Genomic DNA, 26,509 nt, shown 5'->3' on the forward strand with positions numbered 1-26,509 from the left:
TCGACAGACCAATGTGAGAGGGGTCACCCTGTCATTCATCCACGCGGGGAGGCATGGATGGGCAGGAGCCGCAGAACAATTCCGGAGGAGCTTCTGCTGCTCGCTCTGGACCCGGCCACGGGTACCACAGCGCAGCCGCAGTCGCTCGACCTCGGCCTCGCCGGAGCTCAGCTAGTGGAGCTGGCTCTGGCAGGACGGATAGCCCCTGACGGGGATCGTATCGCCGTGGTGATGCCACGGCCGACAGGAGATCCGACTCTGGACTCCGCACTGGAACTGCTGCGCCGACGCGGCAGCCCGGTTCGGGCGGTCCACTGGATCGGCGGACCCCGGCTGGGGCTGCGCCAGATCTATCTCGCTCATCTGGAGCGGTGCGGCATGGTGCATGCCGTGGCGGGCCAGATGTGCGGAGTGCTGCCGACGACTCGCTACCAGGCGACGGAGACGGCCATCAGCCGGGACATCAAAGCCAGGCTGGACAGTGCGATCCGCACCGGCGTACCGCCGGACCCGCGGACCGCGGCGCTCGCCGCGCTGGCCCACGCGGTCGGACTCGGCAAGCACCTGTATCCCGGGAACGAGGGGCGTTCATCACGCTCCAGGCTCCGGGACCTGATCAGGCACGACCCGATGGGCGGACTCGTGGCGCATGCCGTGATGGACGTCCAGAACGGGGCGGTCGCACAGCCGCGCCGTAACCAGGCGGCCGGAATGCCGTTGCAACCGCAAGTCCAGTCGCAGTCACGCCGCGGCAGCATGGCGCACACCGCGGCCCGCTAGGGCCTGGCGCCGCACGCACCGCTGCACCAACCGAATACCGCCGCACCGTCGTCCCCGAGACCCGGTTCGGGAGCCGCACCAAGCGCGGGGCAGCCGGAATCACGGCTGCCCCGCGCGCTTGCGTGTGACCATTTCCCAGCGCGGCCGGGGTCGCAGGTGGCAATCTGCTCAGCAGTAGATACGCACAGCTACATAGCCGGAGGTGCCGTTTCCGTGCCGTCCAACGTCAATCCCACCGTCAGGCGACGCCGGTTGGGCCAGGAATTGCGCCGACTGCGCGAACTCAAGGGCATGACGGCCGAGGAGGTCGCGGAGCGACTGCTGGTCTCGCAGTCGAAGATCAGCCGTCTCGAAAACGGCCGCCGCTCCATCAGCCAGCGCGATGTACGCGACCTCTGCGGGGTGTACGAGGTCGAGGATCACCGGATCGTCGACTCCCTCATGCAGATGGCCAAGGATTCGCGCCAGCAGGGCTGGTGGCACGCCTTCGGCGACATCCCGTACAGCGTCTACATCGGCCTGGAGACCGACGCCGCTTCGCTCCGCGTGTACGAGTCGCTGATCGTTCCCGGCCTGCTGCAGACACAGGAGTACGCACAAGCAGTCATCGAGGGGATGTGGCCCGAGGCCACACCCAGCGAGATCAACAAGCGCATCCAGATCCGGCTCAAGCGCCAGGATCGCCTTACCGATCCGGTCAACCCACTCCGCTTCTGGGCTGTGATCGATGAGGCGCTGCTGCGTCGCGTCGTCGGAAATCCGCAGATCATGACCGACCAGCTGTCACACCTAGCAGAGTTGAGTGAACTTCCGCACGTGACACTGCAGGTTTTGCCGTATGCCGTCGGAGCACATCCAGGCATGTATGGGAAGTTCGCCATCCTTGAGTTTCAGGAAGCCATGGACGCAAGTGTCGTTTACCTTGAGGGCGTCACGAGCGACCTGTACTTGGAGAAGGCGAACGACGTTCAGAGCTACACCGTGATGTACGAGCACTTGCGGGCCAAGGCACTGAGCGCCGAGCAATCTCGCGAGTTCATCCTCAGAGCAGCGGAAAGTTGCGACACATGAGCGATCCACCTCGGCGCGGAGGGCGGATAATACACCTAAGTGACCCAAGCCGGGAAGACTTTAAGGAGATGCGCCATCCGTATGGGTGAACGCTACTCACTTCCGGCGATGCTGCGGCGTAGCGTCGGTCGTAGAGTTGCTGAGCGCAGCGACTGGGCATACCAGGCCCAACAACTGGCACAACCATCGGAGTCAATATGCTGATTCGGCATGACGCACTGACGGAATGGACCAAGTCCTCATACTCCGCCGTAAACGGGGACTGCGTAGAAGTTAAGGCAACGGGGCACCACGCCGTGGCAGTTCGCGATTCGAAGGATCCGCGCAGCGGAATCCTCGACTTCACCGCGCAGACGTGGTCGATGTTCGTCTTGGGCGTCAGCCGGACCACTCAGCACGGAAGCTGAACGGAACAACCGACCGATCACGTGAGCCGCAGCCTGAGTCAAGCCCTCTCGACTGGCCCACCGTCCTGGCCGAGAGGGCTTGCTTGCCCGCCTACTGGTCAACCAACAGGCTGCGGGTCTTCACCGTGACAGGACTCTCCGTCCCCAGCACACGCTCGCACAGCGGCAGATTGAGCCGCGCAAGCTCCTGCGCCTCGGCCAGCTGACCGAAGGCTGCGAGAGAAACAGCCAGTCCCGCTCGATTCGAGAGCAGATAAGGGTGCTCGGGCCCGAGAGCCCGCTCCTGTCCGGCCACTGCAAGACGCCCGAATGAGATGGACTCCGCCAGCGATCCCCGCTCAGCAAGGATCCAGCTCAGGAGGACCGTGGCTGAGAGAGTCAGTGGGTGACCGGCGCCCTGTACACGTTCACGATCCGACAAAGCCCTTCGGGCAATCGGCTCAGCCTGCTCATGCCTACCGAAATGGTAGAGGCCGTAGGCGAGATTGTGGCGGCCGGTCACGGTGGCCAGGGAGTCATATCCGAGAACCTCCTCACAGACGGCCACAGTTGCCGGGCCGACTCTGTCGAATTCTTCGACGTTATCGACAACAGCCAAGTATTCGATGAGAAGCGCTCGAACATAGAGCGTCTCCGGATGAGTGTCACCAAGAACTCGACTTCGAATTCCCTCCGTCTCTCGCAGAACCGCAATACATTTTTCCACTCTTCCCATCTGGCCGAGCGGCTCATGGATGTCTTGGCGGCTCTCCATGGTTTCTGCGTGCTCCTCCCCGAGCACCCCTTTCCGCCCGTCAAGAACTCTTCGGTGCAAGATCTCGGACTCCTCGAAGCGGCCGAGCCTGAACAGGGCCAAGGCCGCTCGATGCTCCGCACGGAATGTCAGTGGATGATCCGACCCCAGATGCACCTGCGCCGCCTCTGCGGCAGCCTGAGCCAAAAAGAGGGCAGCTTGGTAGTCTCCGCTCTCAAAAACGTGCTTAGCCACCAGAGTTGCGACCCCGACCACGTTTCCCCCGGTGGCAGCATCCTCCAAGCGCCGAAGCAGGTTCGCCGCATGCGGGACGAGTCGGCGAACACGACCTACCGCCTGTGCTCCGCACACCTCGGAAGGGATCTCGCCACCGAGCAGACGCGCTGCCGCTTCAACCAGGAGCGGCCTCTGGTCGTTCGGCACCGCAGCCGCAACGCTGTCGAGAACAACGCCATGCACCTTGATACACCGCACCACCTCACCGCTCTCCTCCGAGTCGACGAGCGAAACCATCGAGTGATCCAGTAGACCGCGGAGCGCGATCTCGACCCGGTGCCCAGGCAGTGGCGGATCGAAGCTACTCAGACCTGCGGCATCAATAGACGATGGAAGAAGCAGCGAAAGCGGAACCGGGTCGGAGTTCCAACAGGACAGCAGCCGCAGCAACGAAACGCACTCGGGGATTCCTTCTTCAGCGAGGGCCCTCAGCGAGATCTCCCATGTCCGGCCAACGAGTTGCCGCGCATTCTTCTCCGAACTCCCTGGGGCTACTCCTCGGTCGATCAGCTCGGTTGGCTTGGCATCCAAGTGCCGTCGGTAGTCGCTCATGGACCAACTCTCCAGAAGTTGACGAGACAGGAAGGATCCGGCCAAGGTCAGCGCAAGAGGGAGGCAGTCAAGTCTTCGAGCAACGGTTTCGGCCTCTTCCGGAGTGCCGGCCCCAGGAGCCAGGTCACACAGCACCAGCGCAGCATCTTCCACAGGCAGTACGCCCACACGGTGCAGCTCCGCTCCATTCCATACGTGCGAGCCGGCCTGCCGGGTGGTCACGATGACGGTGCCCTGCGAACTCGACCTCAGCCACGTGCCTTCCTCAAGGGCCGCAGGGTCATCCGCATTGTCCAAAACCAGAACCCACGGCTGCGACGAGTAGTGCAGGTAGTGCCAGACAAGGTCGGCCGACGCGCGCTGTCCGTCGTAGGCAGCAGCAAGCTCGAATGACTCGGCGCCACGATCGGCGGCCACTGCAAGCATTCCCGCTCGGAGCGTGGCTCGCTCGGAGGCGTTGACCCACAAGCCTACCCGGCCGCCCTGGCGCGTGACTGCGTTGAAGACCCCCTGGGCCACAGCCGTCTTGCCGCAGCCGCCCAGCCCGTGAAGGACGTGAATTCCTCCACTCTCATTCTGAACGGCGTCCATCAGTCTGCTCACGAGGTCCGTTCGGTCCCGAAGAACCAGAGGAGTCCGACCGACGAGCGGAGTGCGCACGGAATCCGGGGCAGGCCAGTCGAACCGATGACTGGTCTGTGCCCGCACCACAGTTCGCTGCATGGACGGGCCGAAGAGGGACGCGCCCTGGTCCGGAGGGTGATGGTAGTGGTGTTCAGTTACGTACTGGTCGCCGGTCGTCTGGAACACACGGCCCTGACCCGATGCTCGCCCCTGCACCAGGTGCTCTGCGCCCTGTTCGTACCCGCTCACCGTTCGGTGATGTTCTGGTCGCGCCCTGCCTGGTAGACGCGGCCACTACCAAACGCTGCGGCGCGCATCTGCACGGTGCGCGGCGCACCGTCCCGCAGTTCGGGATCAAGTTCCGACAGAATCTGGCGCAAGTCCGAGGCCACCTCGGGCCTTTCGCTGAGAAGGCGTCGGACACGGCCCGTCCATGCCTCGCGAAGCTCCTGCTCCGTCAGTTCGTCGCCGGATTCCCTGGCCGTGAGCAGATCATTCCGAGCTGCATCCAGTTCGTTCAGGACTCCCTCGGCACGCGCCGGGCTGGCCCGTCGCCACAGAGCAACGACCCCCTCCCGCGTCCTCTCCCACGCATCGGTGGCCATGAGCGTGACCACAGCAGTCCCTGCAGCCCGTGCCAGCTCGATCAACTGCGCTTCCATCTACGCCCCCACTCCGCCGGCACCCTTCAGCACCTGGATCGAACGTCCACAATATGTGTGGTGGTTTGCGGTGTCAGGTGGAAGTACCGACAAGCATGGTCCGGCATGACAGAGCCAAACGCATTCTCGAAGTCAGCGCAGCTGATCGGCGTGGAGATCGGTGCCGGGCACGGTCGGGATGAACGGCGTCACCAGCTCCACACGCCCCAGGCCGAATTCCGCGACCACCGCTTCGAGCCCGGTGCAGCGCTCGGCCCAGCAGTCCCGCGGGGCCTCCTGCCCCTGGAAGGCTGTGAAGACATGGGTGCGGCCCTGGGTAGGCCCAGCCGTCCTTGTCATCCGGTCGTTGATCCCGACGGTCCACTTCATGTGATCGTCTTGGCCTCCTCCCCCGCACGAGTCTGGGGGATTCTCTCTCTGGTGTCCGTGCGAACGGATCGCCTTGAGGTGGGTTCCTGGTTCTTTCCCACCCGTGGGGTGGGGACTGTGCACTGTGCCGGGACAAGTCCTGGTCTTACCTGTGCTCCACAGGCGTGTACTCACGTCGTTACCGGTGTGAGGCCCCCGGCCCGGGGGTAGATGGTTCAGCTTGTTGTTGCGGCGCGGATGCGCCGCCCTTCGTCCCTGATGTTCTGGCCCGCGTTGTGGTCCCGGTCATGCCGGGCACCACATGCGGAACACGTCCAGGCACGGACGTGCAACGCCTTTGGGCCGTCGCGGTGTCCGCAGGCCGAGCAGATCTGCGAGGACGGGAACGATCGGTCGACCTTGGTCAGGGTGCGCCCGTACCGGGACGCCTTGTACTCCAGCATGGTCACAAACGCCGACCAGCCCGCGTCCTGCACGGACTTCGCCAGCTGCGTGCGGGCCAGGGCCTTCACACTCAGGCTCTCCACACTGACCGCTTGGTTCTCACGGATCAGCTTCGTGGACAGCTTGTGGTGAAAGTCCCGGCGCGCGTCGACCACCTTGGCGTGAGCCCGCGCAACCTTGACCCGCTGCTTGTTCCGGTTCTTCGACCCCTTCTCCTTCCGCGACAGGCTCCGCTGCTCGCGTTTGAGCTTCTTCTCCGCCCGGCGCAGGAACCGGGGTGACCGCACCCGGGAGCCGTCCGCCATGACGGCAAAGTGCGTTAGCCCCAGGTCAATGCCCTGGTCACAGTCGAGCGGGGGCAGGACCTCGTCCGCCGGGTTGGTCTCCACGACGAAGCTGGCCCAGTACCGGCCGGCCGCGTCCTTGACTACCGTCACCGTCGACGGAACCGACGGCAGGGTGCGGGACCAGCGGACCCGTACCGGGCCGATCTTCGGCAGGTTCAGCTTCCCGTCCGCCGTGATCGACCACCGCGCATTCGCAGTGAACCGCACGGACTGACGGCTGTCACGTTTCGACTTGAACCGCGGCTCGCCGGTCCTCGGCCCCCTCCGGGCGCCCTTGATGCTCGCGAAAAAGCTCCGATACGCCGTATCCAGGTCCCGCAACGACTGCTGAAGCACCACCGACGACACTTGCTTGAGCCAGGACCGCTCCGGGGTCTTCTTCGCCTCCGTGATGTACCGCTTCGACAGCTCCGACGACGTCGGAAACGGTGCGCCGTGCTCATGGGCCTGCCTCCGGGCCCGCAGACAGTCGTTGAACACCACACGCGCACAGCCGAACGCCTTGCCCAACGCCTTGCGTTGACCAGGGCTCGGCTCGATTCGAAACGAATAGCGAAGCTGCACATGCACGACCGTACGACTGGGACTCGACGACCCGTGCGAAAAGATCGGAACTGGTAGACATCGCCGCCTCATGAATCGAGCCGCGCTTCACCGTGACCATAAAACGTCACAACCTGCTCACCCGTGCGCTTCAGGCGGGCCCCCAAGGAGGGCATGCATGAGCTGATGCGCCAGCACGCTGTCGGCACGAGCAGCCCTCCTCCTTCCCGGCCGCGCGGGACCCGCATCCCGTGCGGTCTTTCTGCGCTTCTCGATGCTTCCGACTCGTCTGTACAGCCTGACGAAGTGCCCGCTCATCGTGTGGCCGCCGTCACGTTCGCGACAACGCCCACGTGAGTCAAGAACAAGCAAATTCGTTCGCCTTGCTGATCGGTGTTCACATTTCTGATCGCGAAAAACCTTGACACAACTCGCCGACGTTCAGGGACATCATCTCCGTCGTCATCTTGTGGGTCGCCGGTCTGATGGGCCCGATCGCGGTTCCGTTCGTGCTGGGTCTGCTGCGCAGGTTCCACAGGTAGGGACCGACGGCGGCGCTCACCAGCTGGGCGGCGGGGCTGCTGGCGTTCTACTTCACCAACTACAACTTCGACGGTTCGGTAAAGAAGGATGTCGCGCGGCAGTACCAGGTGGCGCTGCCGCCGGCGATCTCGCTGGTCCTCTACATCGTGATCGGCTTCGTCAAGCCGGAGGACACCCCGGAGCGCGACGCGATCACCGAGAAGATCAACTCGGACGGTAACGGCGCGGCGGCCGGGGCGACGGTGGCGGCGCAGGCCGGTCCGGGGGACGCGGCGGTCACGGAGGGCGTGAAGGACTGACGCTCGCCGCTGCACGGGGTTGGGGTGGGGTCGGAGAAGAACGTGACAGGGAACCGTTTCACTGTCACGTTCTTTTCCGCACCCCTGCCCTCGACCGTGCTCCAGGCGCCGACCGCACGGGCAGCGCGTGTCAGCCGCGCGGGTAGCGGGTCAGCCAGCCCGGCGCGGCGGCCGACGGGCTGTGCAGGGCCGGGCCCTGGGTCATCTCCATAGCGAAGTCGTCCGCGAGTTCGAGGAGGGTTGCGCGCCCCTCCAGCTCCGCGAGCCAGGCGGGCGGCAGCGCGGTCTCGCCATGCAGCGCACCGAGCAGCGCCCCGCACAGGGCCCCGGTGGCCGCGGACGGGCCGCCGTGGTTGACGGCCAGCCGCAGACCGTGCCGTATGTCCTCGCCGACCAGTGCGCAGTACACGGCGACGGCGAGGACGTCCTCGGCCGATTCCGTCGCGCCGAGCGACTCGATCAGGGCCGGTCCCGGGATGCCCTGGCGCACCGTCCCGAGGGCCCGCTTCAGCGCTTCGGAGACCGGTTCGTGCCCGGGCCGCTCGGCGAGCAGCGCCAGGGCGTGCTGTACGGAACCGTCCAGGGTCTCGGCGCGGGCCAGCCCGTGCACGACGACGGCGAGGGCGCCCGCGGAGAGCAGGGCGGTGGGATGGCCGTGGGTCTGCGCGGCGCATTCGACGGCCAGTTGGAGGACGAGGTGCGGCTCCCAGCCGACGAGCAGCCCGAACGGCGCGGACCGGGTGAGGGCCGCCGAGTTCCGTGCGGTGGGGTTCTTCGGCTGCTCGAGGGTGCCCATGGTGGCGTCCCCCAGCCCGGTGAGGCATTCCCGGGTGGGGGCGCGGCGGGCGTAGAGCCACTCCTGCTGGGCGAGCCAGCCGTTGTCCTTGCGGCGCTCGTCGGGCCCCCAGTCGTACTGGGTCGCAGCCCAGCGCAGGTGCGCCCGGTGCACATCGGTGGGCGGGTGCCAGGCGCCGGTGTCGCGCCGGACTTGGGCGCGGATCAGCCCGTCGACGGTGAACAGGCTGAGCTGGGTGATGGCGGTGACGGTGCCGCGCCCGCCGTGCGCGGGCACGAAGTCGGTGACGGCGTCGGCGCCGTGGGCCGCCCGGATCTCTTCGAGCGTGAGCCCGTCGACCCCCGCCCCGAGCGCGTCGCCGATGGCCCCGCCCAGCAGAGCGCCCCGTACCCGGCTACGGAAGTCCTGCTGCTCGGCACGGCCCCAGACAGCTGTGGTCCCTGTGCTCACCGTGCCCCTTCCGTTCGTTCACCGGCTTGCGACTGCGCAAGCACTGTAATCGAACGGGAAGTGCCGATTCAGGGGTGGAACGTTATGTACGGAGTCGCACTTCGGAGCACTTTTGAACGGCATTCCTCACGGTTTTCCTGGATGAGTTTCCTGGGCGGATTTCCGGTGCGGGATTCCGGAGGAGGTTTCGGGAAGGATTCGGGGAGACGTTTCCGCGGACGGGATTCCCGAAGGTGATTCCGGGACGGATTGCGCGGTCAGTGATCGCCGCAGCAGGGTGCGGCGGGACTGCTGCTCGGGGGTCAGGGCCTCGTCGGGCACGGAGGTGTCGAACGCGGCGGGCAGCTCCGGACCGCCCTCGTGACTGTGGTCGTGATGGTGGTGATGCCCGTGTCCGTGTCCCATGCCGGTCTCCTCGGTCCCGCGTCGCCACTGCGACCGCGTGAGGAGGATCGACGTGAAACATGGACGTTGAACAACCGGAGGTTGATCACGAGGCATCCCGGACTTGACGAATCGGACCGGTTTTTTTGTCGCCCCAACTACCTTTCCAACGTTCCCGGTTGGCGCCGCCCCCAGTCGGACTTCCGTCCGTCCCGCATGCGCTTCGGCCGGAACCGTACCCCCCGAGAGGTCTCGCTGGGGTACGGCCCCGTCCTGAGCGCCTGCCGCGAGAGCCTCAGCTCGGCAGCACCGGCAGCAGCTCCGGCAGGTGGCCGTCCGACGCCGCCGCGGCCGTGACGCGCTCCTGCGGCACTTCGCCGTACAGCGTCGTACGCGGCTTCGCCGGGCGGCCCGCGAGTTCCGCGATCGCGATCAGGTCCTGGATGGAGCGGTACGAGCCGTAACTGGAGCCAGCCATACGGGAGATGGTCTCCTCCATCAGCGTGCCGCCCAGGTCGTTGGCGCCCGAGCGAAGCATCTCGGCCGCACCCTCCGTGCCGAGCTTCACCCAGCTGGTCTGGATGTTGGTGATGTGCGGGTGGAGCAGCAGCCGGGCCATGGCGGTGACGGCCCGGTTGTCGCGGTCGGTCGGGCCGGGGCGGGCAATGCCGGCCAGGTAGACCGGGGCGTTGGTGTGGATGAACGGGAGGGTGACGAACTCCGTGAACCCGCCGGTCTCCTGCTGGAGCCGGGCCAGGGTCCGCAGGTGGCCGAGCCAGTGGCGGGGCTGGTCGACATGGCCGTACATCATCGTGGAGGAGGAGCGCAGGCCCACCTCGTGGGCGGTCCTGATGACCTCCAGCCAGGTCGCCGTCGGCAGCTTGCCCTTGGTGAGGACCCAGCGGACCTCGTCGTCCAGGATCTCGGCCGCCGTGCCGGGGATCGACCCGAGCCCGGCCTCCTTCGCCGCGATCAGCCAGTCGCGGATCGACATGCCGGTGCGGGTCGCCCCGTTGACGACCTCCATCGGCGAGAAGGCGTGCACGTGCATGCCGGGGACGCGTTCCTTCACCGCCCGCGCGATGTCGAAGTACGCGGTGCCGGGCAGGTCCGGGTGGATGCCGCCCTGCATGCAGACCTCGACCGCGCCGACGTCCCACGCCTGCGCGGCCCGGTCCGCGACCTGGTCCAGGGAGAGGGTGTACGCGTCGGCGTCGGTGCGCCGCTGGGCGAAGGCGCAGAAACGGCAGCCGGTGTAGCAGACGTTGGTGAAGTTGATGTTCCTGGTGACGATGTACGTGACGTCGTCGCCGACCACGTCACGGCGCAGGGCGTCCGCGATCCGGCAGAGTTCGTCGAGCGCCGGGCCGTCCGCGTGGAGCAGGGCGAGGGCCTGCTCGTCGGTGAGCTTCGTCGGGTCGTCGGCGGCCTGGCCGAGTGCCTGGCGCACGTCGGCGTCGATGCGGGACGGGACCATGCCGGGGGCGGCGGCCTCGCGCAGCGCCTCCCAGTCCCCGTACACCTCGTCGAAGTCCTCCCGGCGGTCGCCGGTGCGGCCCTCGGTGTCGATGGTGCGGTGCAGGTCGGTGCGGCCGGTGGCGCCGAACTCCTCGTCGGGTTCCTGCCAGGGCAGGCCGGCGGGGATCGCTCCTTCACGGGCCAGCCCCGTCTCCGGGTCGGCGAGGGCGCGGAGGTGCGGGAGGACGCGGGGGTCGAGCCAGGGCTCGCCGCGCTGGATGAACTCCGGGTAGATGGTGAGGCGTTCGCGGAGCGTGAAGCCCGATTCGGCGGTCTTCGCGGCCAGTTCGTCGATGTGGGGCCAGGGGCGTTCGGGGTTCACGTGGTCGGGGGTGAGCGGGGAGACGCCGCCCCAGTCGTCAATGCCCGCGCCGATGAGCAGCGCGTACTCGGAGTCGACGAGGTTCGGCGGGGCCTGGATGCGCGCGGACGGGCCGAGGATGTGCCGGGCGACGGCGATGGTCGCGGCCAGTTCCTCCAGCTCGGCGTCCGGCATGCCGCGCATCGCCGTGTCCGGCTTGGCGCGGAAGTTCTGGACGATGACTTCCTGGATGCCGTGGTAGGCGCGGGCCGTCTTGCGCAGCGCGAAGAGGGAGTCGGCGCGCTCCTCGTACGATTCGCCGATCCCGACCAGGATGCCGGTGGTGAACGGGACGTTGGAGCGGCCCGCGTCTTCGAGGACGCGCAGGCGTACGGCCGGTTCCTTGTCCGGGGAGCCGTGGTGCGGGCCGCCCGGTTCGGACCACAGACGGGTGGCGGTCGTCTCCAGCATCATGCCCATGGACGGGGCGACGGGCTTGAGCCGCTGGAGGTCGGTCCAGGTCAGCACGCCCGGGTTGAGGTGCGGGAGGAGGCCGGTCTCCTCCAGGACCCGGATCGCCATGGCGCGTACGTACGCGAGAGTGTCGTCGTACCCCTCGGCCTCCAGCCACTCCCGTGCCTCGGGCCAGCGGTCCTCGGGCCGGTCGCCGAGCGTGAACAGCGCTTCCTTGCAGCCCATGCCGGCGCCTTCGCGGGCGATTGCCAGCACCTCGTCGGGCGACAGGAACATTCCGTGCCCGGCGCGCCGGAGCTTGCCGGGGACGGTGACGAAGGTGCAGTAGTGGCACTTGTCGCGGCAGAGCCGGGTCAGCGGGATGAAGACCTTGCGGGAGTACGTGATGACACCCGGCCGGCCCGCGGCTTCGAGCCCGGCGTCGCGCACCCGGGCGGCCGAGGCGGCGAGATCCGTCAACTCGTCGCCGCGCGCCTGGAGCAGAACGGCGGCCTCGGCCACATCGAGGGCAACACCGTCGCGGGCCCGCTTGAGGGCCCGCCGCATGGAGTTGGTGGTCGGGCGTCCGCGCTGAGGATCGGTCATGGACCGAGCATACGAGCGAGGCGCACGGCCCGGACCGGGGCCTCCGGTGGGCGGGACTGTCCGCGCCTCCGGCAGCCCGTCCGGCGTTCGAGGAGCGCCGTCGTGGTGCCGGAACGGTAGTCGGGGCCGGGCCGCGCGGGTACGGCCGGTGTCATGGGGGTGTCGCCCGGGGCCGGCTCTCCGGGGTTGGGCAGCGCGGGGATCGACGTGGGGCGGAGGTTCACGACGGAGGTGCTGCGGTCCCACAGACCGTAGAAGGCCCAGTTGCCCCAGCCGCCGTCGCCCATGTTGGCGAAGGTGCCGCCACCCGAGAAGATCCAGACCCGGTAGGTCTGGTCCTCGCGCGAGGTCTGGTCGTTGTAGGTGACGTCCGTCTGGAACGCCACTTCCTGCAAGTTCTCCCGGTAGTCGTGGACGAACCACGGATCTCCGAAGGCGTTCTTGCCCGCGACGTCGAAGATCATGATGTTGTAGTAGCCGCCGGTGTGATTGATCAGCATGTCGAGCAGGCCCTTGACGAAGCCTTCGCGCGCCAGCTTCTTGGTTTCGCCGGACTGCTTGGCCGCGATGATGCACCAGGTCAGGCTGCCGGTGCCGTAGGAGCCCGGAGTCACGGCGGTCGCGGCGTTGCAGTTATCCGTGGCCGGGTCGTACGAGCCGTCCGCCGCAGCGGGTTGGGCCAGGGCCCCGACCGCCAGGGCGCTCACGCACAGGGTGGCCAGGACCGACAGCTTGTTTCTCGAACGCACGGATCTTCCTTCGATGGTGGTGGACGGAGGGCTGGGTACGCCGAGAGCCGGAGAAGGCCCGGCTTGCTACGGAGCCTTCCCAGGCGCACGGTCAGCTCGGAGAGCAGAGGGCCACCGACGGAACGCGGGCATGAAGTTCCATACGGAACGACCGAAGAGGATCGGGCCCGACGGCTGAACCGCCCCTTGCCCCGCTGACATCACCCACTCTCCTGCTCAGCGCTGATGCATCGCTTGCGTCTCACTGACGTGCGTCTTACGGGATTCGGTGTCCCGTCGAGGCAGGTCGGCGGGCCCGGAGGAGGGTCGGCGGGCTGAACGAGTGGGATCTCCACCTGATGGTGATCACCGCTGCGCTGCGCCGCATAGCCGCCCACCCGCCCGGCCGGTCCCGCCGTGTGGCAGGCCGCCCGTATCCGGGTCGGGCCGGCCGCTCGCGGAGCCGCGCGGCCCGCCCGTATCCGGTTCGGGCCGGCCGCTCGCGGAGCCGCGCGGCTCGGGCACGGTCGAGAAAAAACGTGACATGTAGGGGGTGTGGTGTCACGTTGTTCGGATGGGGTGGGGTTGTCTGCGGCGCTCGGGAGAGCACGGGCTGAACAGGCATCGCGGCGACTTGCACCTTCGCAGGGGACGACAACGCCCTCGCCCATGCACGACCGTGATCCCCGCGTGATCACCACCTCGTAACCTCCCACCGGCCAGGCGATTGGCGGGGTACGCGATCAAGGCGGGGGCAGGACATGACATACCGGCGCGCAGCGATACCGGCACTGGCCGGAGGACTGCTGCTCACGGCGCTTCTGTGGTGGGCGGGGGCGAGCGTGAACGCACTGCACCTGCCGGGCACCGCCGACGTGATCGGCGGCCGGGCAGCCGCCGATCTCGAATACTGGCTCATCCCCTGGTCGTACGATCCCCCGGACTCGGTACGGCTCGGCGCCGAGGTGTCCGGCGGGATCGGGGACACAGCCGTGACCGACGGCAGCCGCTACCTCACGCTGTACGCGACCGGGATGCAGATCAGGTTCGTCGCGGTCTTCGCCTTCTTCATACCCGGGGCGCTGCTCCTGGTACGCAGGCTGCCGCCGGTACGCGGCCGGATGGTGGCCGCACTGCTCGCGGTGTGGGCCTGGGGCCTGGTGGCCGGGACCCTGGCGGTGACCGTCTCCGCGCCGTGGCTGATCGCCTCGCAGGGGCGCGGCAGTTACCGCTTCCTGCCCCAGTTGGCGGGGGCGATCTCCTCCGGGCGGCAGATCCTGACGGTGATCGCGCTCGTCGCGGCGGCGGCCACCGTGCTCGCGGCGTGGGTCACCGCCAAGGGTGCCGATGTGCTGCCACGGCAGAACGTTCCGGCACGCGCCGCCCGCCTGGCCGCCACCTCCGGGACCTTCGTCGTCGCGCTGTCCTTGGTGGTCCTCTCGTACCAGCCGGTCGCCGCGATCCTCCAGAGCGTCCCCCTGTCCGGCCGGCTGCTCTCCGAACCGGGCGATCTCCTGCGCCAGTGGCTGCTGCTCGGCGCCTGGGCGGGCCCGGCGGGTGCGCCGATCGGCGACTGGCTCCTGTACCGCGCCGCCGATGTACTGCTGCTCGCCGTGGTGTGGTGGTCGCTGCGGTGGCTGCCCGCGCTGTTGACCCGGGCCACGGTTCCGGCGATGGCGGTCGGCACGGTCTGTGCGACCGTTATCGGGCTGCTGTCGAGCCAGTTGCTGCAGATCGCGACGAGCGCGTCGGACTCTGGCATGCGCTGGGGGCTCGTACACCTGTCAGCCGCCATCGGTGGCGGCGTCCCGGCCGCCCTGACCTGCGGTCTGGTGGCGGGCGTCGCGGCTGTCGTGACACTGCGGTTGACCGCAGGCCGCACGGAATCCACCGACGCCACGGCCCCCGCCCCGCCTGCCGCACTGCCGGACCAGCCCGCGTGATCACGTCACCTGGTCCGCCTTCGTGGCCGGCGTACGCGCAGCAGGGCTGAGCCCCCACCGGCACTGCACCGGATCGCGGCACCCCCGACTCGGTGCAGTAAGACGCGGCCACCCACCGCACGCGTCACTCGCACGGGTGAGGTCCCTATCCTGTCCGGATGACCACTTCCCCAGAACTCGTCATATTCGACTGCGACGGCGTACTCGTCGACAGTGAACGAATCGCCGTGCGCATCCAGGTCGAAGTGGGTGCCGAGCTGGGGTGGCCGCTGACGGCGGACGAGGTGATCGAGAAGTTCGTGGGCCGGTCGGCCGCGTCCGTCGGCGAGCTGATCGCCGCCCGGCTGGGGACGAGCGCGGCCGCCACCTGGCAGCAACGCTTCGAGGACCTCCACCGCGACGCCGTGGACGCCGAACTCGTCGCGGTCGACGGCATCCACGAGGCGCTGGCCGCCCTCACGCTCCCCACCTGCGTGGCGTCGAGCGGCAGCCACGAGAAGATGCGCCACACCCTCGGCCGCACCGGTCTCCGCGTACACTTCGAGGGCCGGATCTTCAGCGCGACCGAGGTCGCACACGGCAAGCCCGCCCCCGACCTCTTCCTCCACGCGGCCCGGCAGATGGGGGTGGCCCCCACGGCCTGCGTCGTCGTCGAGGACAGCAAGTACGGGGTCCAGGCCGCCCGTTCGGCCGGCATGCGGTCGCTGGGCTACGCGGGCGGGCTGACTCCGGCGCACTGGCTGGAGGGCCCGGACACGGTGGTCTTCGACGACATGCGCAAACTACCGACGCTCTTGTCGGAGATCTGACGGCCGCCCGGTCGCTACCCTGTTCCTCCCGTTGCCACTGGGCGCGGCGGGCTGGAGAACGGCCCGCCGACAGCCGGGCACCCCACTCCCAGTGAGGGGCCCGGCCCTTTTGATCACACTGCCGATGTCAGCGGGCGACCGTCTTCGTCGCCTTGCTGGTGGCGGAACCGCTGGCGTGGCCGGTGCGGCGGGCGGTCACCTTCACGGTGATCTTCTTGCCGCGCTGGGCGGACTTGAGCGTCAGCGAGGACTTGGTCGCGCCGGAGATCGCCTTGCCGTTCGCGTACCACTGGTAGCCGTACGAGGTCGGGGCGGGCGTCCAGGTGCCATGGGCGGCCTTGAGGGTGCGGCCCACCTTCGCGGTGCCGGAGATCGTGGGCTGCTTGGTGGCCTTGGGCGCGCTGCCCTTGGCGACCTTCACCGAGGCGGGCGTCGCAAAACCGTCGGCGTGACCGGTGCGGTGGGCCGTGACGGTGATGGTGATGTACTTGCCGAGCAGCGACGCCGGGACGGTGTACGTCGACGCCGTCGCGCCCTTGATCGCCTTGCCGTCGGCCTTCCACTGGTAGCCGTAGGAGGTGGCGGACGGCATCCAACTGCCGTTCGTGGTGGTCAGCTTGGCGCCGACCTTCACGGTGCCGGTGATGTTCGGAGTGGTCGTCACCCTGGGCGCCGCGCCCTTGGTGACCGTGAGCGCCGCCGAGGTGGCCGGGACGTCCGCCGTGCCGGTGCGGCGGGCCGTGACGGTGACGCCGATCTTCTTGCCGAGCAGCGAGACCGGGACGGTGTACGCGGCGGCGGTCGCGCCGGTGATCGGCTGCCCGTCGGCCTTCCACTGGTAGGCGTACGACGTCGGGGCGGGGGCCCAGGTGCCGGTGGACGCGGTGAGGCGGTCGCCGACGCGGGCGGTGGAGCCGATCGTCGGGGGTGCGCTGTTGCGGAGCGGGGCCGAGGTGACGGTGAAGTTGCCCCGTGGGTACTCCCCGCCGCTGGGGGTGATGATGCTCGCGCTCCAGGCGCCCTCTGCCGCGCCGGTCAGGTCGACCTCGGCGGTCAGGGTGCGGCGGTCGGGCGAGACCGAGACGGTGGTCGCCGTGATCTCCCGGCCGGAGTTCCGCAGCACGAGGCGGTGGTCCTTGTGCAGGGCCGAGCCGGTGACCGTGACCGTCGTCCTCGTACCGGCGGCCCCGGTGGCCGGGGTCAGCTTCGTGACGGTCACCCGCTCCATGCCGCACAGACCCGAGCAGACCGCCTCGGCCTTGTAGGAGGTCTGCGAGGCCTTCTCCGGCAGCGAGAGGACCAGGATGCTCGGGGTGAGCTCCCTGGAGATGCTCTCGATCACCCGGCACGCGTAGCCGCCGGAGGTGGAGTACGTGCAGCCGTTGTCGAGGCTCGGGTCGTACAGGGCGGGTACCGCCGTATCCGTGGCGCCCGTCGTGTCGCTGATCTCCATCTTGAAGCGGTCGCTGTACACGGTGGGCAGCGCGGCGCAGACGGCGGTGTGCTGCTCGTCGAGGGTGCCGGTGACCGGGCCGTACCCGTAGGCGATGCTCGCGACCTTCTCGCACTCGGCGGCCGGACCCTCGGGGCCCGCGATGCGCAGGGCGTCGAAACGGTACGAGTCGGCGGCCTTCAGCGTCGGCGGGACGGTGACCACGACCTGGTAGTGCGTGGAGCCGGTGACGGCGCACGCCTGGTTCTTCTCGCAGAGGGGGGCGCCGCCGTCACCGTTCACCACGACATTCGCGGTGCCCAGCGGGTCGCGGACGTTGATGTGCAGGGTGTCCTTGGCGTCGGTGGTGGTGACCTGGCGGCAGCGCAGCTCGCCGGGGGCGCCCATGGTGCCGCCGGTGGACGGGCCGCCGGGCTTCGTCGCCGGGTTCGCGGTACAGCCCTTGGCGGTCGCGGTGACGTCGCGGCGGGTCAGCACGTACTCGCCGGGGGTGTCGCGGCCGGTGACGAGGACGGTGTGGGCGACACCGGGGGTCAGGGCGCAGCTCGTCCAGCTGGAGACGGCGGGGAGGGTCGAGCAGATCTGCTTGCCCTGGACGTCCATGACGGTGAACTGGGCGAGGGCCGCGGTGGCGGAGGTGGCCTGGAGCTGGATGATCTCCTGGGCGCTGTGGTCGCCGGCCGGGATGCTCAGGCAGTTCGAGAAGACGCCGTTGCCGGTGACGGCGCGGGCGGAGCGGGTGGCCGAGGTGAAGTCGCCCGCCGGAACCGCCGGGCAGTCGCCCGCCACGTCGGTGCGGTGCAGGGCGAGTGTGTACGGGCCGGTCGGCTTCGACTCGCTGTCGTTGGTGACCAGGGCCCGGAACGGGGCCTTGCCGGTGAGTCCGCAGGTACCGTTCGCGGGCCGGGAGGGCTCGCAGATCTGGACGCCGTCGGCGTCGACGACGGTGACGGCCGGGTGCGGCGCGCCGTTGTAGAGGGGCTCCAGCGCGGCCATCCGGGAGCCTGCGGGCAGCGGCAGGGGCAGGCAGTCGATCTCGCCGCCGACGGTGAACTCGGAGTGGTGCACGCCGAGTTCGACCGGCTCGCAGCCGGTGGTGGCGGTGTGGTCGATGATCAGCGTGGCGGCACCGGTGTAGACGGTGTAGTCACCGGCGGCGGGGAGGGTGCAGACGTCCCAGGTCTCGCAGGCGGTCCGGCCGGTCCGGTCGTAGACGGGGAGCGCGGAGCGGATGCCGTCGTGGACGGCGTATGCGTCGAAGCGTCCGGCAGCCGGGGCGGTGAAGGTCCGGCAGCCGCGGGACGGATCGGCGGCCGTGGGGCCGGAGTTGTACCCGTTCAGCGCCGGGTGCGTGCAGCCGGCCGGGTCGGAGATGCGGCGGACGGTGAGGGTGTACTCGGCGGGGAAGCCGTGCTCGGCCTCGCTGACCTGCGAGAGCACGCGGTAGGGGCCGTCGCCGGGCAGGACGCAGCCCTTGCCGTTGTCCGTATTGGAGTGCGCGCAGATCAGGCCGCCGGTCTCGTCGGTGATCCACGACAGGCTCCGGCCGTACGCGGTCGTCCTGATGGTGTCGGTGACGCGCTCGCCCGGCACGGCCTTGATCGGCTGGCACTGGATGGCGGTCGGCCCGGCCGCCGAGCCCACGATGGGTGCGGTGTCCCAGGACGTGCCGGTCTCGGGCGCGCAGCCCTCGGTGGTGCCGAGGGGGACGACGGCGACGGTGGGGCTGCTCGGCTCGGACCAGTCGTTGTACAGCCGGAGCGTGAAGTCGCCCGAGCGGGGCAGGCGGCACCAGCCGGCGCCCCCCTGGGGGTCGTAGCAGTCGATCTCCGTCCCGCCGTCGTAGACATGCGTGTACGTGCTGGCGTTGGCGCCGCCGACGAGCACGACCCTGTGCAGCCCCGCGGCCCCGGCCGTGAACGTGAAGCAGGCCGTGCCGTCGCCCGGGATCGTCGGCTTGCCCTCCGCCGGGGCGGCCTCGCCGAAGCCGGAGAGCGGCAGGGCGGCACAGTCCTCGTCGGCCGTGGCATCGGCCGTGGCATCGGCCGTGGCATCGGCCGCGGTGTCGGCCGCCGCCGTGGGGGCGTACGCCTGCGCGGCGCTCGCGGGTATCAGCAGCGAGAACAGGACCGACAGCGCGAGCAACAGCGCGGCGTACGCCGCCGATCCCGCCGATCTCTCGGATCTCGCCGCCGTGCGTGGGTAGCTGGGCATTCCGTTCCCCCCGGACTGGTGAAGTGTGCGCTTGTGCCGGGGGCTTCACGAACGACGCGCGAACGCGGGGCGGCCCGTGACACAAGCGAGAGGTGCGCGACTCGTAAAGACGCAACTCGTAAAGAAGAGTGCACACGATGATCGCACACGTGTCCCAGGAAGCTACTTGCCCAATACCGCCTTCATCACGCTCTTCGCGATCGGCGCACCCAGCCGGCCACCGGAGATGTCCGATCGGGAGATGTCCATGTCCGTCGGGTCGATGAACACCGCGACCGCCACCGACCGGCCGTCGGACTTCTTGCCGTACGAGACGAACCAGCCGTACGGCACCTCGTCCTTCACGTTGACACCGCGCTGCGCCGTGCCCGTCTTGCCGCCGACCGTGACGCCGTCGATCAAGGCCCGCTGAGCGCTGCCCTCCTTGGCCGTGAACTCCATCATTTCCTGGACCTTCTTCGCCGTCCCCTCGGACACGGCCTGGCTCTTGAGCTTCGGCTCGTGCTTCTCCAGGACCGACAGGTCGGGTCGCGCAGCTCCTCGACGATGTACGGCTGCATCAGCTTGGTTGCGACGAGCGGTTACAGGAACTCCGCGTACGCGTCCAGCGCCCGAAGCACCTGCGCCTCTCCGGCCGGGGGCAGCTGGAGGACGACCTCCTCGATGCCGAGGTCCGCGTAGTGCGCCAGCTTCCCCGGGCTCGGGAGTACCGCGTAGGGGACCACCTGGAGGTGCTTCGGGTCGCGGCCGGCCGATTCCCAGAGCTCGCGGAGCTTCGGTACGGACTCCGTCAGGCCCCGGCCGCCGATCGGGAGCCAGCCGTCCGCGTACTGCGCGATGTGCGTGAACAGCTTCGGGCCCGCCGCCCCGCCGATCAGGGTGCGGGGACCGTTCACCGGGCCGCGGGGTTCCTGGACCGGCTTCGGGTACGCGTGGCTGGCGCGGACCGAGCCGAAATCGCCCTCGTACGCAGTCGGTTCGTACGCCCACAGGGCCCGCATCAGGGCCATGCGATCGCCGACGAGTTCGCGGCGCGTCGACCAGTTCACTCCGTGGTCCGCGGCTTCCTCGACGTTCCAGCCGTAGCCGAGCCCGAGCGTGAACCGGCCGCCGGAGAGGTGGTCGAGGGTGGCGATCTGCTTCGCCAGGTCGATCGGGTCGTGCTGGGCGACGAGGGTGATGCCGGTGCCGAGGGTGAGGCGCTCGGTGACCGCGGCGGCCTGGGCGAGGGCGACGAAGGGGTCGAGGGTGCGGCCGTACTCCGGCGGGAGTTCGCCGCCCGCCGGGTACGGGGTTTCCCTGCTGACGGGGATGTGGGTGTGCTCGGGCAGATAGAGCCCGGCGAACCCGCGCTGTTCGAGCTCGCGGGCGAGCCGCAGCGGCGTGATCGTCTCGTCGGTGAGGAAGATCGTGGTGGCGATCCGCATACGAGGGCTCCTCCGTCGTGGTCCGGTGACGGCCCCAACGTATGCCGCGCGGTACGCAAAGCCGAGCGTCCGGGAGTCCGGGGTCCGGAAATTCGGGAGTTTCCGGAGTTCCGGAGTTCCGGAGTTCCGGAGTTCCGGAGTTCGGGAGTTCCGGTCCCGGTCATTCCTCCCGCCGTTTCCCGGGAGTTCACGGCGCGCGGCCAGGGTCGGGGACGTCATGCCTCGCCCCTCACGACATTCCGGGGAGCCACTCGTATGTCCGCAACGCGATCCGCCCACGGCCGTCCGACGGCCAGGCGCGGCCTTCTCGTCGGGACGGCGGCCACCGCTCTGACGTTGGGCGGTGTGAGCTTCGCCGACGCCGCGACCGGGGACGACGCCCCGGACCGGACCAGGACCGTACGCGGCACTCTGCCGACCGGGTCGCCCGACTATGTGTACCTGCCGGTCGAGGTACCACGCGGGGTACGGGAGATCGCCGTTTCGTACACGTACGAGAAGACGCCCGTCCCGGCCGGGACCCAGGGCAACGCCCTCGACATCGGCATCTTCGACGAACGCGGCACGGAGCTGGGCGGGCCCGGGTTCCGGGGGTGGTCCGGCGGGGCGCGCAGCAGCTTCTTCATCCGGGCGGACGAGGCGACGCCCGGCTACATCGCGGGTCCGGTTCGGGCCGGGACGTGGCACATCGCCCTCGGCCCGTACACCGTCGCCCCGGCAGGGCTGCCGTACGAGGTGACGGTCACCCTGCGCTTCGGGCCCGCTGGGTCCACGCCGGAGCCCGTGTACCCGCCGGAGCGCGCGAAGGGGCGCGGGCGCGCCTGGTACCGCGGGGACTGCCATCTCCACTCCGTCCACTCGGACGGCAGGCGCACCCCGGCGGAGGTCGCCGCCGCCGCGCGCGCGGCCGGGCTCGACTTCATCAACAGCAGCGAGCACAACACGTACTCCGCGCACGGCGCGTGGGGCGGGCTGTGGGGCGACGACCTGCTCGTCCTCACGGGCGAGGAGGTCACTACCCGTAACGGGCATGTGCTCGCGCTCGCCACCGACCCGGGCACGTGGATCGACTGGCGCTACCGGGCCCGCGACAACCGGTTCGGGCACTGCGCGAAGGCTGTGCGCCGGGCCGGTGGTCTGGTCGTGCCCGCTCATCCGCACGCCACCTGCATCGGCTGCCACTGGAAGTTCGGCTTCGGTGAGGCGGACGCGGTGGAGGTGTGGAACGGGGCGTACACCCCGGAGGACGGGATCGCCCTCGCGGAGTGGGACAACTCCCTTGTCGCCGCCGTCCGTTCGTCGAAGCCGTGGGTTCCGGCGATGGGCAACAGCGACGCGCACCGGGAGCCGGACAAGGTGGGGCTGCCGCAGACCGTGGTCCTGGCCGACGAGTTGTCGCGCGAGGCGATCGTGGCCGGCCTCCGTGCGGGGCGCTCGTACATCGCCGAGTCGTCCGCCGTCACCCTGTCCTTCGGCGTCTCGGGCGGGCGCGGCGGGCACGCCGGGATCGGTGAGCGGCTGCGGGTGGACGGCGACGACACCCCGGTCACCGTGCGGCTGGAGGTGACCGGGGCACCCGGCTGCACCGCGCACTTCGTCACCGACCAGGGCACCCTGTTCACGGCCACGCTGCCGGAGTCGGGGACGGGCGTGGTGGAGTGGCGTACGACGCCGGTGTACGCCGCCTATGTGCGGGCCGAGGTCCGGCACCCGGCGACGGTGCCGGGGCTGCCGGGGGCACTGGCGGCGCTCACCAATCCGGTGTTCCTGGAGGGGTAGGGAGGTCGGCGGGGCCGGTCCTCGTCGAAGAGGGCGGGGCGAGAAGCCCCGCCCGGCGCCGGTTGCCCCCTCGGTAGAGTGACGGCCATGCGGATAAAGATCGTTACAGCCGTCATGGTCGGTGCGGTGGGCCTGTTGGTCACGGGGTGCGCGGGCGGAGGTTCCGGCTCGGACGACGCCGGTGCCAAGTCGGCGTCGGCCTTTCCCGTGCTCCCGCAGAAGGTGCCCAAGCCGCCGGCGATGCCGGAGGGGGAGCTGCAACCGTCTCCGGCCGCCGGCGCCTCGTTCAGCAAGAATTTGGCGTACGAGCTGCGCCGCAAGACTCTCGACATGGCCAAGGCCGAAGGGAAGACCGTCGGCGAGTGCCCGAACGACGTGGCCTCGAAGGCCGGTACGCAGGTGACCTGCACGATCACCTACGAGGGCCTCGAGGTGGTGTGGGATGTGACCATCGGCGAGAACTCCGGCTGGTCGGACAACGTGGTGCAATACCAAGCGGTCCCGCGCAAGGGCGTCCTTACCCGGGACGGCGCCGCCCGCCTGCTCTACGGCAACTACGACCCCGAACTTGTGCGCTGCAACAACATTCCCAAGGCCGTGCTGGTGCCGCTGGACGTGAAGACCAAGTACACCTGCCAGACCGTGGACAAGGGCAAGCCCGGCCTGGTCGAAGCAGCAAGGGTCACCGACGCCGGACCGCGGTTCCACTGACCACGACGCGCCGCTGCGCCGGCGGCCTGAAGACTGGGCGCCCGAACCGGGCGGACCGGCTTCACCGACAGTCTCCATGTCGAGATACTTGACGTCGGCATACTTGCCGTCCGCGCCGGTGTCGGCGTCCCTGTGCACGTCACGCCCGGGAGCGTCACAGTGGAAGGGGGGAAGGGGGGCACTGGCGGGGCTGCCGGAGGAGGTATCCCGATGGATGTGACCGGCGGGAGCGACGACCGGCTCCGGGACTACCGAGGCAAACGGCACTTCGACGCGACCGCGGAGCCGCGCGGAGACGGCGGGCGGACGGGTCCGGCGCCCTGTTTCGTCGTCCAGATCCACCAGGCGCGGCGCATGCACTTCGACTTCCGGCTGGAGGTCGGCGGCGTACTGAAGTCCTGGGCGGTGCCGCGCGGCCCGTCCGAGAACCCGCGCGAGAGGCGGCTGGCCGTCCCCACGGAGGACCACCCGCTGGAGTACCGCACGTTCGAGGGGGTCATCGCGAAGGGCGAGTACGGCGGCGGCACGGTGATCGTCTGGGACCAGGGCACCTACCGGCCGCTCAGCCACGACCGCTGGGGCGCGCCCGTGCCGTTCGAGCAGTCCCTGGAGGACGGGCACGCCACCTTCTGGCTCGACGGGACCAAGCTGCACGGCGAGTTCGCCCTCACCCGCTTCAAGGGCGGCAGCGGAAACGACGCCCCGGGCGAGGAGGTGTGGCTGCTGATCAAGGCGAAGGACGGCCAGGCCACCCATGACGGGCCGGACACGCCCGACCCGTACCGCGCACGCTCGGCCCGTACGGGGCGCACGCTGCAGCAGGTCGCCGCCGAGGAAGGGGGCGGGGCCCCGTGACCGCGCGCAGGACCGTGGAGGTGCTCCTCGACCGCTACGGAACCACCTATGCCGCCGAGGCCGGCATCCGGCTGCGGAACGCACCGCAGCCCCTGTACCAACTCCTCGTACTCAGCGATCTGTTGAGTGCGCGCATCCGGGCGTCCGTGGCGGTGGCGGCGGCCCGCGCGCTCTTCGCCCACGGCCTGCGGTCCCCGGACAGGATGATCGGAGCGACCTGGCAGGAGCGCGTTGACGCCCTGGGCGAGGGCGGCTACCGGCGCTACGACGAACGGACCGCCACCCAGCTCGGTGACGGGGCGGAACTGCTGCTCGTCGAGTACGGGGGCGATCTGCGGCGGCTGCGCAAGGAGGCCGACGGCGACCTGGACATCCTGCGGTCCGGGCTGCGCAGGACCCCGGGCATGGGCCCGGCCGGTGCGGACATCTTCGTCCGCGAGGTGCAGGCCGTGTGGCCGGAGGCGGCACCGTTCCTGGACGGGAAGGCGCTTCAGGGCGCCGAGAAACTGGGGCTGCCCGCCTCGCCGGCGAATCTCGTACGGCTGGCAGAACAGGTCGATCAAGCCGAGCAGGCCGAGCGAGCCGGGCAGACCGACGACCGCGGGCCCGCCGTGCTCGCGGCGGCCCTGGTGCGTGCCGCTCTGGACAAGCACGTCGTGGACGACGTCGCAGCGCACGCGTGAGGCCCAAGGCCCCGAGGACACCCCTGCCGCCCGGCGGGCCTGCCCCCGCACGGCGCCCTACTCCTGCGGTCGCCGGTCCTGCTGCCGACCCCGACGACGGACTGAATCAGCGGGCGTACCGGAATCTCACGAACTCGCCGGAACGAATCGGCGATCCGGCTCCTCTGTGGGGTGACGCATGCCGTCACCACAACCGGCCAACGGCCACCGGCCATCCGCCTCCGCAGAGGAGCACCCCCATGAACCCCACCCGGCGCACACCCGTCGCGGCCGCCGCCGTCGCCACCGTCCTCACCGCCGACGGGCTGCTGCACGTGCTCTGGTCCACCGGCATCACCTGGCCCGCGCACGACGCCACGTCCCTCTCGTACGCCGTACTCGGCATCAACGCACCCTTCACCCCGCCCGTGGTCCTCCCCCTCGCCGCCCTGCTGTTCACCGGCGCCGCCCTGGTCACCGCCCGCGCCCGCCTGGGCCGCACCCACCGCCTGGGCAGGCTGCTCCAGGCCGGCACCGTGGCCGTCGCCTGCGGCACCGCGCTGCGCGGCCTCGCCGGGACCGCCTGGGCGTTCGGGCTGCGCACCGGGCTGGACGACGGGGCGGGCGACACGTTCCACTGGCTCAACCTGGCGCTCTACACCCCCGTCTGCCTGCTGCTCGCGGCCGCCGCACTCCGGGTGGCGGCCGGGGAGGAAGCCCCGGCCCGTGACCGATGACCACGACCGCACCATCCGGCTGGTACGCGCGGCCCAACGCGGCGACACGATCGCCATGAACGAACTCCTCGACGCCCTCACCCCGTACGCGGACCGCATCTGCACGCCCATCGCCCTGGCCGACGGGCCGGACGCCGTCCAGGAGACCCTCGTCGCCGTCTTCCGCGGCCTGCGCTCCCTCAAGGAACCAGCCGCGCTGTACGGATGGATGCGCGCCATCGCCTGCCGCGAGGCGGTCCGTGTCGCCCGCCGCACCGCACGCTCCGTCCCGGCGGACCTCACCACCGTCCCTCAGCGCGGCGACCCGCAACTGGCCACCGACATAGGCGACGTCCTCGCCCGCCTCTCCCCCGAACACCGCGCCGTCCTCGTCCTGCGCGACGTCGAGGGCCTCGACGAACAATCCGCCGCCGCACTCCTCGGCCTGCGGGTGGGCACCGTCAAGTCACGGCTGCACCGGGCCCGGGACTCCTTCCGGAAGGCATGGACGTCATGACCGAACTCCCCCGCCCCCAGTGGCCCACCGCTCCCGGCCTCGACCCGGTCCGCCGCCTGCACGCCCTCGCGGCGGGCGTCCGCGGCGCCCGCGTCACCACCCGCGAGATCCCCGTCCCCTACGCCACCGTCCACCCGCTCCTGGCGGACATCGACGGCGAACTGTCCCGCCTGGTCCCCGACATGCGCCGCCTGAAACTCACCCACACGGATGGCGACCGCATCGAGGCCGTGGCCCACAGCCGCTTCGGCATGCACGCCCGCTTCCACGGCGTGCGCCGCCCCGGCTGGCTCTGGCTGCAGAGCCGCTTCCTCCTGATCGGCCTGGCGGCCACCCCGTCCCCCACTGTCCCCGGCCGCACCCTGGTCGCCTTCACGGGCGGCGTGCGTGTCCCGGGCCGCGCGGCCCTGATCCCCATCGGCGTGGGCCGAGCAGGCCGCCGGGTCCTGGACCGTCTGGACGCCCGCCTGGGGGGAACCGGGCCGCACCAGGGCGGACACGGTCACTGAGGCGATC

General features: G+C 69.7%; 21 protein-coding genes and 3 pseudogenes. 13 read left to right on the plus strand and 11 right to left on the minus strand.

Annotated elements, in window-relative coordinates; translation table 11 throughout:
* Positions 1-57 precede the first annotated feature (57 nt).
* From OH735_RS15600 to OH735_RS15610, 3 genes are all read left to right on the plus strand, one after another.
* Positions 58-780 (plus strand): GPP34 family phosphoprotein, encoded by a 723-nt coding sequence (locus OH735_RS15600; protein ID WP_406382138.1) that lies wholly within the window; start codon positions 58-60, stop codon positions 778-780.
* A 213-nt stretch (positions 781-993) separates the two neighbouring features.
* Positions 994-1,851, plus strand: coding sequence for a helix-turn-helix domain-containing protein (locus OH735_RS15605; protein ID WP_406382139.1), 858 nt, complete (start codon positions 994-996; stop codon positions 1,849-1,851).
* Between the two features lie 197 nt (positions 1,852-2,048).
* Complete coding sequence (locus OH735_RS15610) at positions 2,049-2,258, plus strand: DUF397 domain-containing protein (RefSeq protein ID WP_406382140.1); 210 nt, start codon at positions 2,049-2,051, stop codon at positions 2,256-2,258.
* Positions 2,259-2,349: 91 nt separating this feature from the next.
* Here the strand turns inward: OH735_RS15610 and OH735_RS15615 are convergent, their stop codons facing one another.
* From OH735_RS15615 to OH735_RS15630, 4 genes and pseudogenes are all read right to left on the minus strand, one after another.
* Positions 2,350-4,713, minus strand: coding sequence for a tetratricopeptide repeat protein (locus OH735_RS15615; protein ID WP_406382141.1), 2,364 nt, complete (start codon positions 4,711-4,713; stop codon positions 2,350-2,352).
* Complete coding sequence (locus tag OH735_RS15620) at positions 4,710-5,126, minus strand: hypothetical protein (RefSeq protein ID WP_406382142.1); 417 nt, start codon at positions 5,124-5,126, stop codon at positions 4,710-4,712. The genes OH735_RS15615 and OH735_RS15620 overlap by 4 nt, the downstream gene beginning before the upstream one ends.
* Before the next feature lie 132 nt (positions 5,127-5,258).
* Positions 5,259-5,513: pseudogene (locus OH735_RS15625) on the minus strand (hypothetical protein); the annotation flags it as partial.
* Between the two features lie 197 nt (positions 5,514-5,710).
* Positions 5,711-6,850: an RNA-guided endonuclease InsQ/TnpB family protein gene (locus tag OH735_RS15630; protein WP_406382144.1), complete on the minus strand. Its 1,140-nt coding sequence runs from the start codon at positions 6,848-6,850 to the stop codon at positions 5,711-5,713.
* A 407-nt stretch (positions 6,851-7,257) separates the two neighbouring features.
* Here OH735_RS15630 and OH735_RS15635 point away from each other — a divergent pair.
* A pseudogene (locus OH735_RS15635) lies at positions 7,258-7,671 on the plus strand (Na+:solute symporter); the annotation flags it as partial.
* Positions 7,672-7,801: 130 nt separating this feature from the next.
* On the opposite strand, the gene OH735_RS15640 reads toward OH735_RS15635, so the two are convergent.
* The 4 genes from OH735_RS15640 to OH735_RS15655 all read right to left on the minus strand — a co-directional run bounded on the left by OH735_RS15640 (position 7,802) and on the right by OH735_RS15655 (position 12,928).
* Complete coding sequence (locus tag OH735_RS15640; RefSeq protein ID WP_406382145.1) at positions 7,802-8,917, minus strand: ADP-ribosylglycohydrolase family protein; 1,116 nt, start codon at positions 8,915-8,917, stop codon at positions 7,802-7,804.
* A gap of 126 nt (positions 8,918-9,043) precedes the next feature.
* On the minus strand, positions 9,044-9,322 hold the full coding sequence (locus OH735_RS15645; protein ID WP_406382146.1) for a hypothetical protein: 279 nt from the start codon (positions 9,320-9,322) through the stop codon (positions 9,044-9,046).
* Positions 9,323-9,596: 274 nt separating this feature from the next.
* Complete coding sequence (locus OH735_RS15650) at positions 9,597-12,179, minus strand: bifunctional FO biosynthesis protein CofGH (RefSeq protein ID WP_406382147.1); 2,583 nt, start codon at positions 12,177-12,179, stop codon at positions 9,597-9,599.
* Positions 12,176-12,928, minus strand: coding sequence for a hypothetical protein (locus tag OH735_RS15655; protein ID WP_406382148.1), 753 nt, complete (start codon positions 12,926-12,928; stop codon positions 12,176-12,178). The genes OH735_RS15650 and OH735_RS15655 overlap by 4 nt, the downstream gene beginning before the upstream one ends.
* 740 nt (positions 12,929-13,668) lie before the next feature.
* Here OH735_RS15655 and OH735_RS15660 point away from each other — a divergent pair.
* Positions 13,669-14,850, plus strand: coding sequence for a hypothetical protein (locus OH735_RS15660; RefSeq protein WP_406382149.1), 1,182 nt, complete (start codon positions 13,669-13,671; stop codon positions 14,848-14,850).
* A gap of 158 nt (positions 14,851-15,008) precedes the next feature.
* A complete protein-coding gene (locus tag OH735_RS15665; protein ID WP_406382150.1) occupies positions 15,009-15,659 on the plus strand; it encodes an HAD family hydrolase in 651 nt (216 codons plus the stop codon).
* A 127-nt stretch (positions 15,660-15,786) separates the two neighbouring features.
* On the opposite strand, the gene OH735_RS15670 is transcribed toward OH735_RS15665, so the two are convergent.
* The 3 genes and pseudogenes from OH735_RS15670 to OH735_RS15680 form a co-directional block, all read right to left on the minus strand.
* Complete coding sequence (locus OH735_RS15670) at positions 15,787-19,326, minus strand: hypothetical protein (RefSeq protein ID WP_406382151.1); 3,540 nt, start codon at positions 19,324-19,326, stop codon at positions 15,787-15,789.
* Between the two features lie 162 nt (positions 19,327-19,488).
* Positions 19,489-19,892 (minus strand): annotated as a pseudogene (locus OH735_RS15675) (penicillin-binding transpeptidase domain-containing protein); the annotation flags it as partial.
* A gap of 15 nt (positions 19,893-19,907) precedes the next feature.
* A complete protein-coding gene (locus OH735_RS15680; RefSeq protein WP_406382153.1) occupies positions 19,908-20,753 on the minus strand; it encodes an LLM class F420-dependent oxidoreductase in 846 nt (281 codons plus the stop codon).
* Between the two features lie 255 nt (positions 20,754-21,008).
* On the opposite strand from OH735_RS15680, the gene OH735_RS15685 reads away from it, so the two are divergent.
* The 7 genes from OH735_RS15685 (at position 21,009) to OH735_RS15715 (ending at position 26,502) form a co-directional block, all read left to right on the plus strand.
* Positions 21,009-22,532, plus strand: a complete 1,524-nt coding sequence (locus OH735_RS15685) for a CehA/McbA family metallohydrolase (protein ID WP_406382155.1) — start codon at positions 21,009-21,011, stop codon at positions 22,530-22,532.
* 87 nt (positions 22,533-22,619) lie between these two features.
* Positions 22,620-23,243 carry a hypothetical protein gene (locus OH735_RS15690; protein WP_406382156.1) on the plus strand — a complete coding sequence of 208 codons (624 nt, stop codon included), beginning with the start codon at positions 22,620-22,622 and terminating at the stop codon, positions 23,241-23,243.
* Between the two features lie 210 nt (positions 23,244-23,453).
* Positions 23,454-24,098, plus strand: coding sequence for a DNA polymerase ligase N-terminal domain-containing protein (locus OH735_RS15695; RefSeq protein WP_406382157.1), 645 nt, complete (start codon positions 23,454-23,456; stop codon positions 24,096-24,098).
* A complete protein-coding gene (locus tag OH735_RS15700) occupies positions 24,095-24,781 on the plus strand; it encodes an endonuclease (RefSeq protein WP_406382158.1) in 687 nt (228 codons plus the stop codon). The genes OH735_RS15695 and OH735_RS15700 overlap by 4 nt, the downstream gene beginning before the upstream one ends.
* Positions 24,782-25,020: 239 nt before the next feature.
* Positions 25,021-25,497 carry a DUF3995 domain-containing protein gene (locus OH735_RS15705; protein WP_406382159.1) on the plus strand — a complete coding sequence of 159 codons (477 nt, stop codon included), beginning with the start codon at positions 25,021-25,023 and terminating at the stop codon, positions 25,495-25,497.
* Between the two features lie 55 nt (positions 25,498-25,552).
* A complete protein-coding gene (locus OH735_RS15710) occupies positions 25,553-25,993 on the plus strand; it encodes an RNA polymerase sigma factor (RefSeq protein WP_266752223.1) in 441 nt (146 codons plus the stop codon).
* Positions 25,990-26,502 carry a hypothetical protein gene (locus tag OH735_RS15715; protein ID WP_406382160.1) on the plus strand — a complete coding sequence of 171 codons (513 nt, stop codon included), beginning with the start codon at positions 25,990-25,992 and terminating at the stop codon, positions 26,500-26,502. The genes OH735_RS15710 and OH735_RS15715 overlap by 4 nt, the downstream gene beginning before the upstream one ends.
* Positions 26,503-26,509 lie beyond the last annotated feature (7 nt).

This window comes from Streptomyces sp. NBC_01618 (genome assembly GCF_045209435.1).
Lineage (GTDB): Bacteria > Actinomycetota > Actinomycetes > Streptomycetales > Streptomycetaceae > Streptomyces.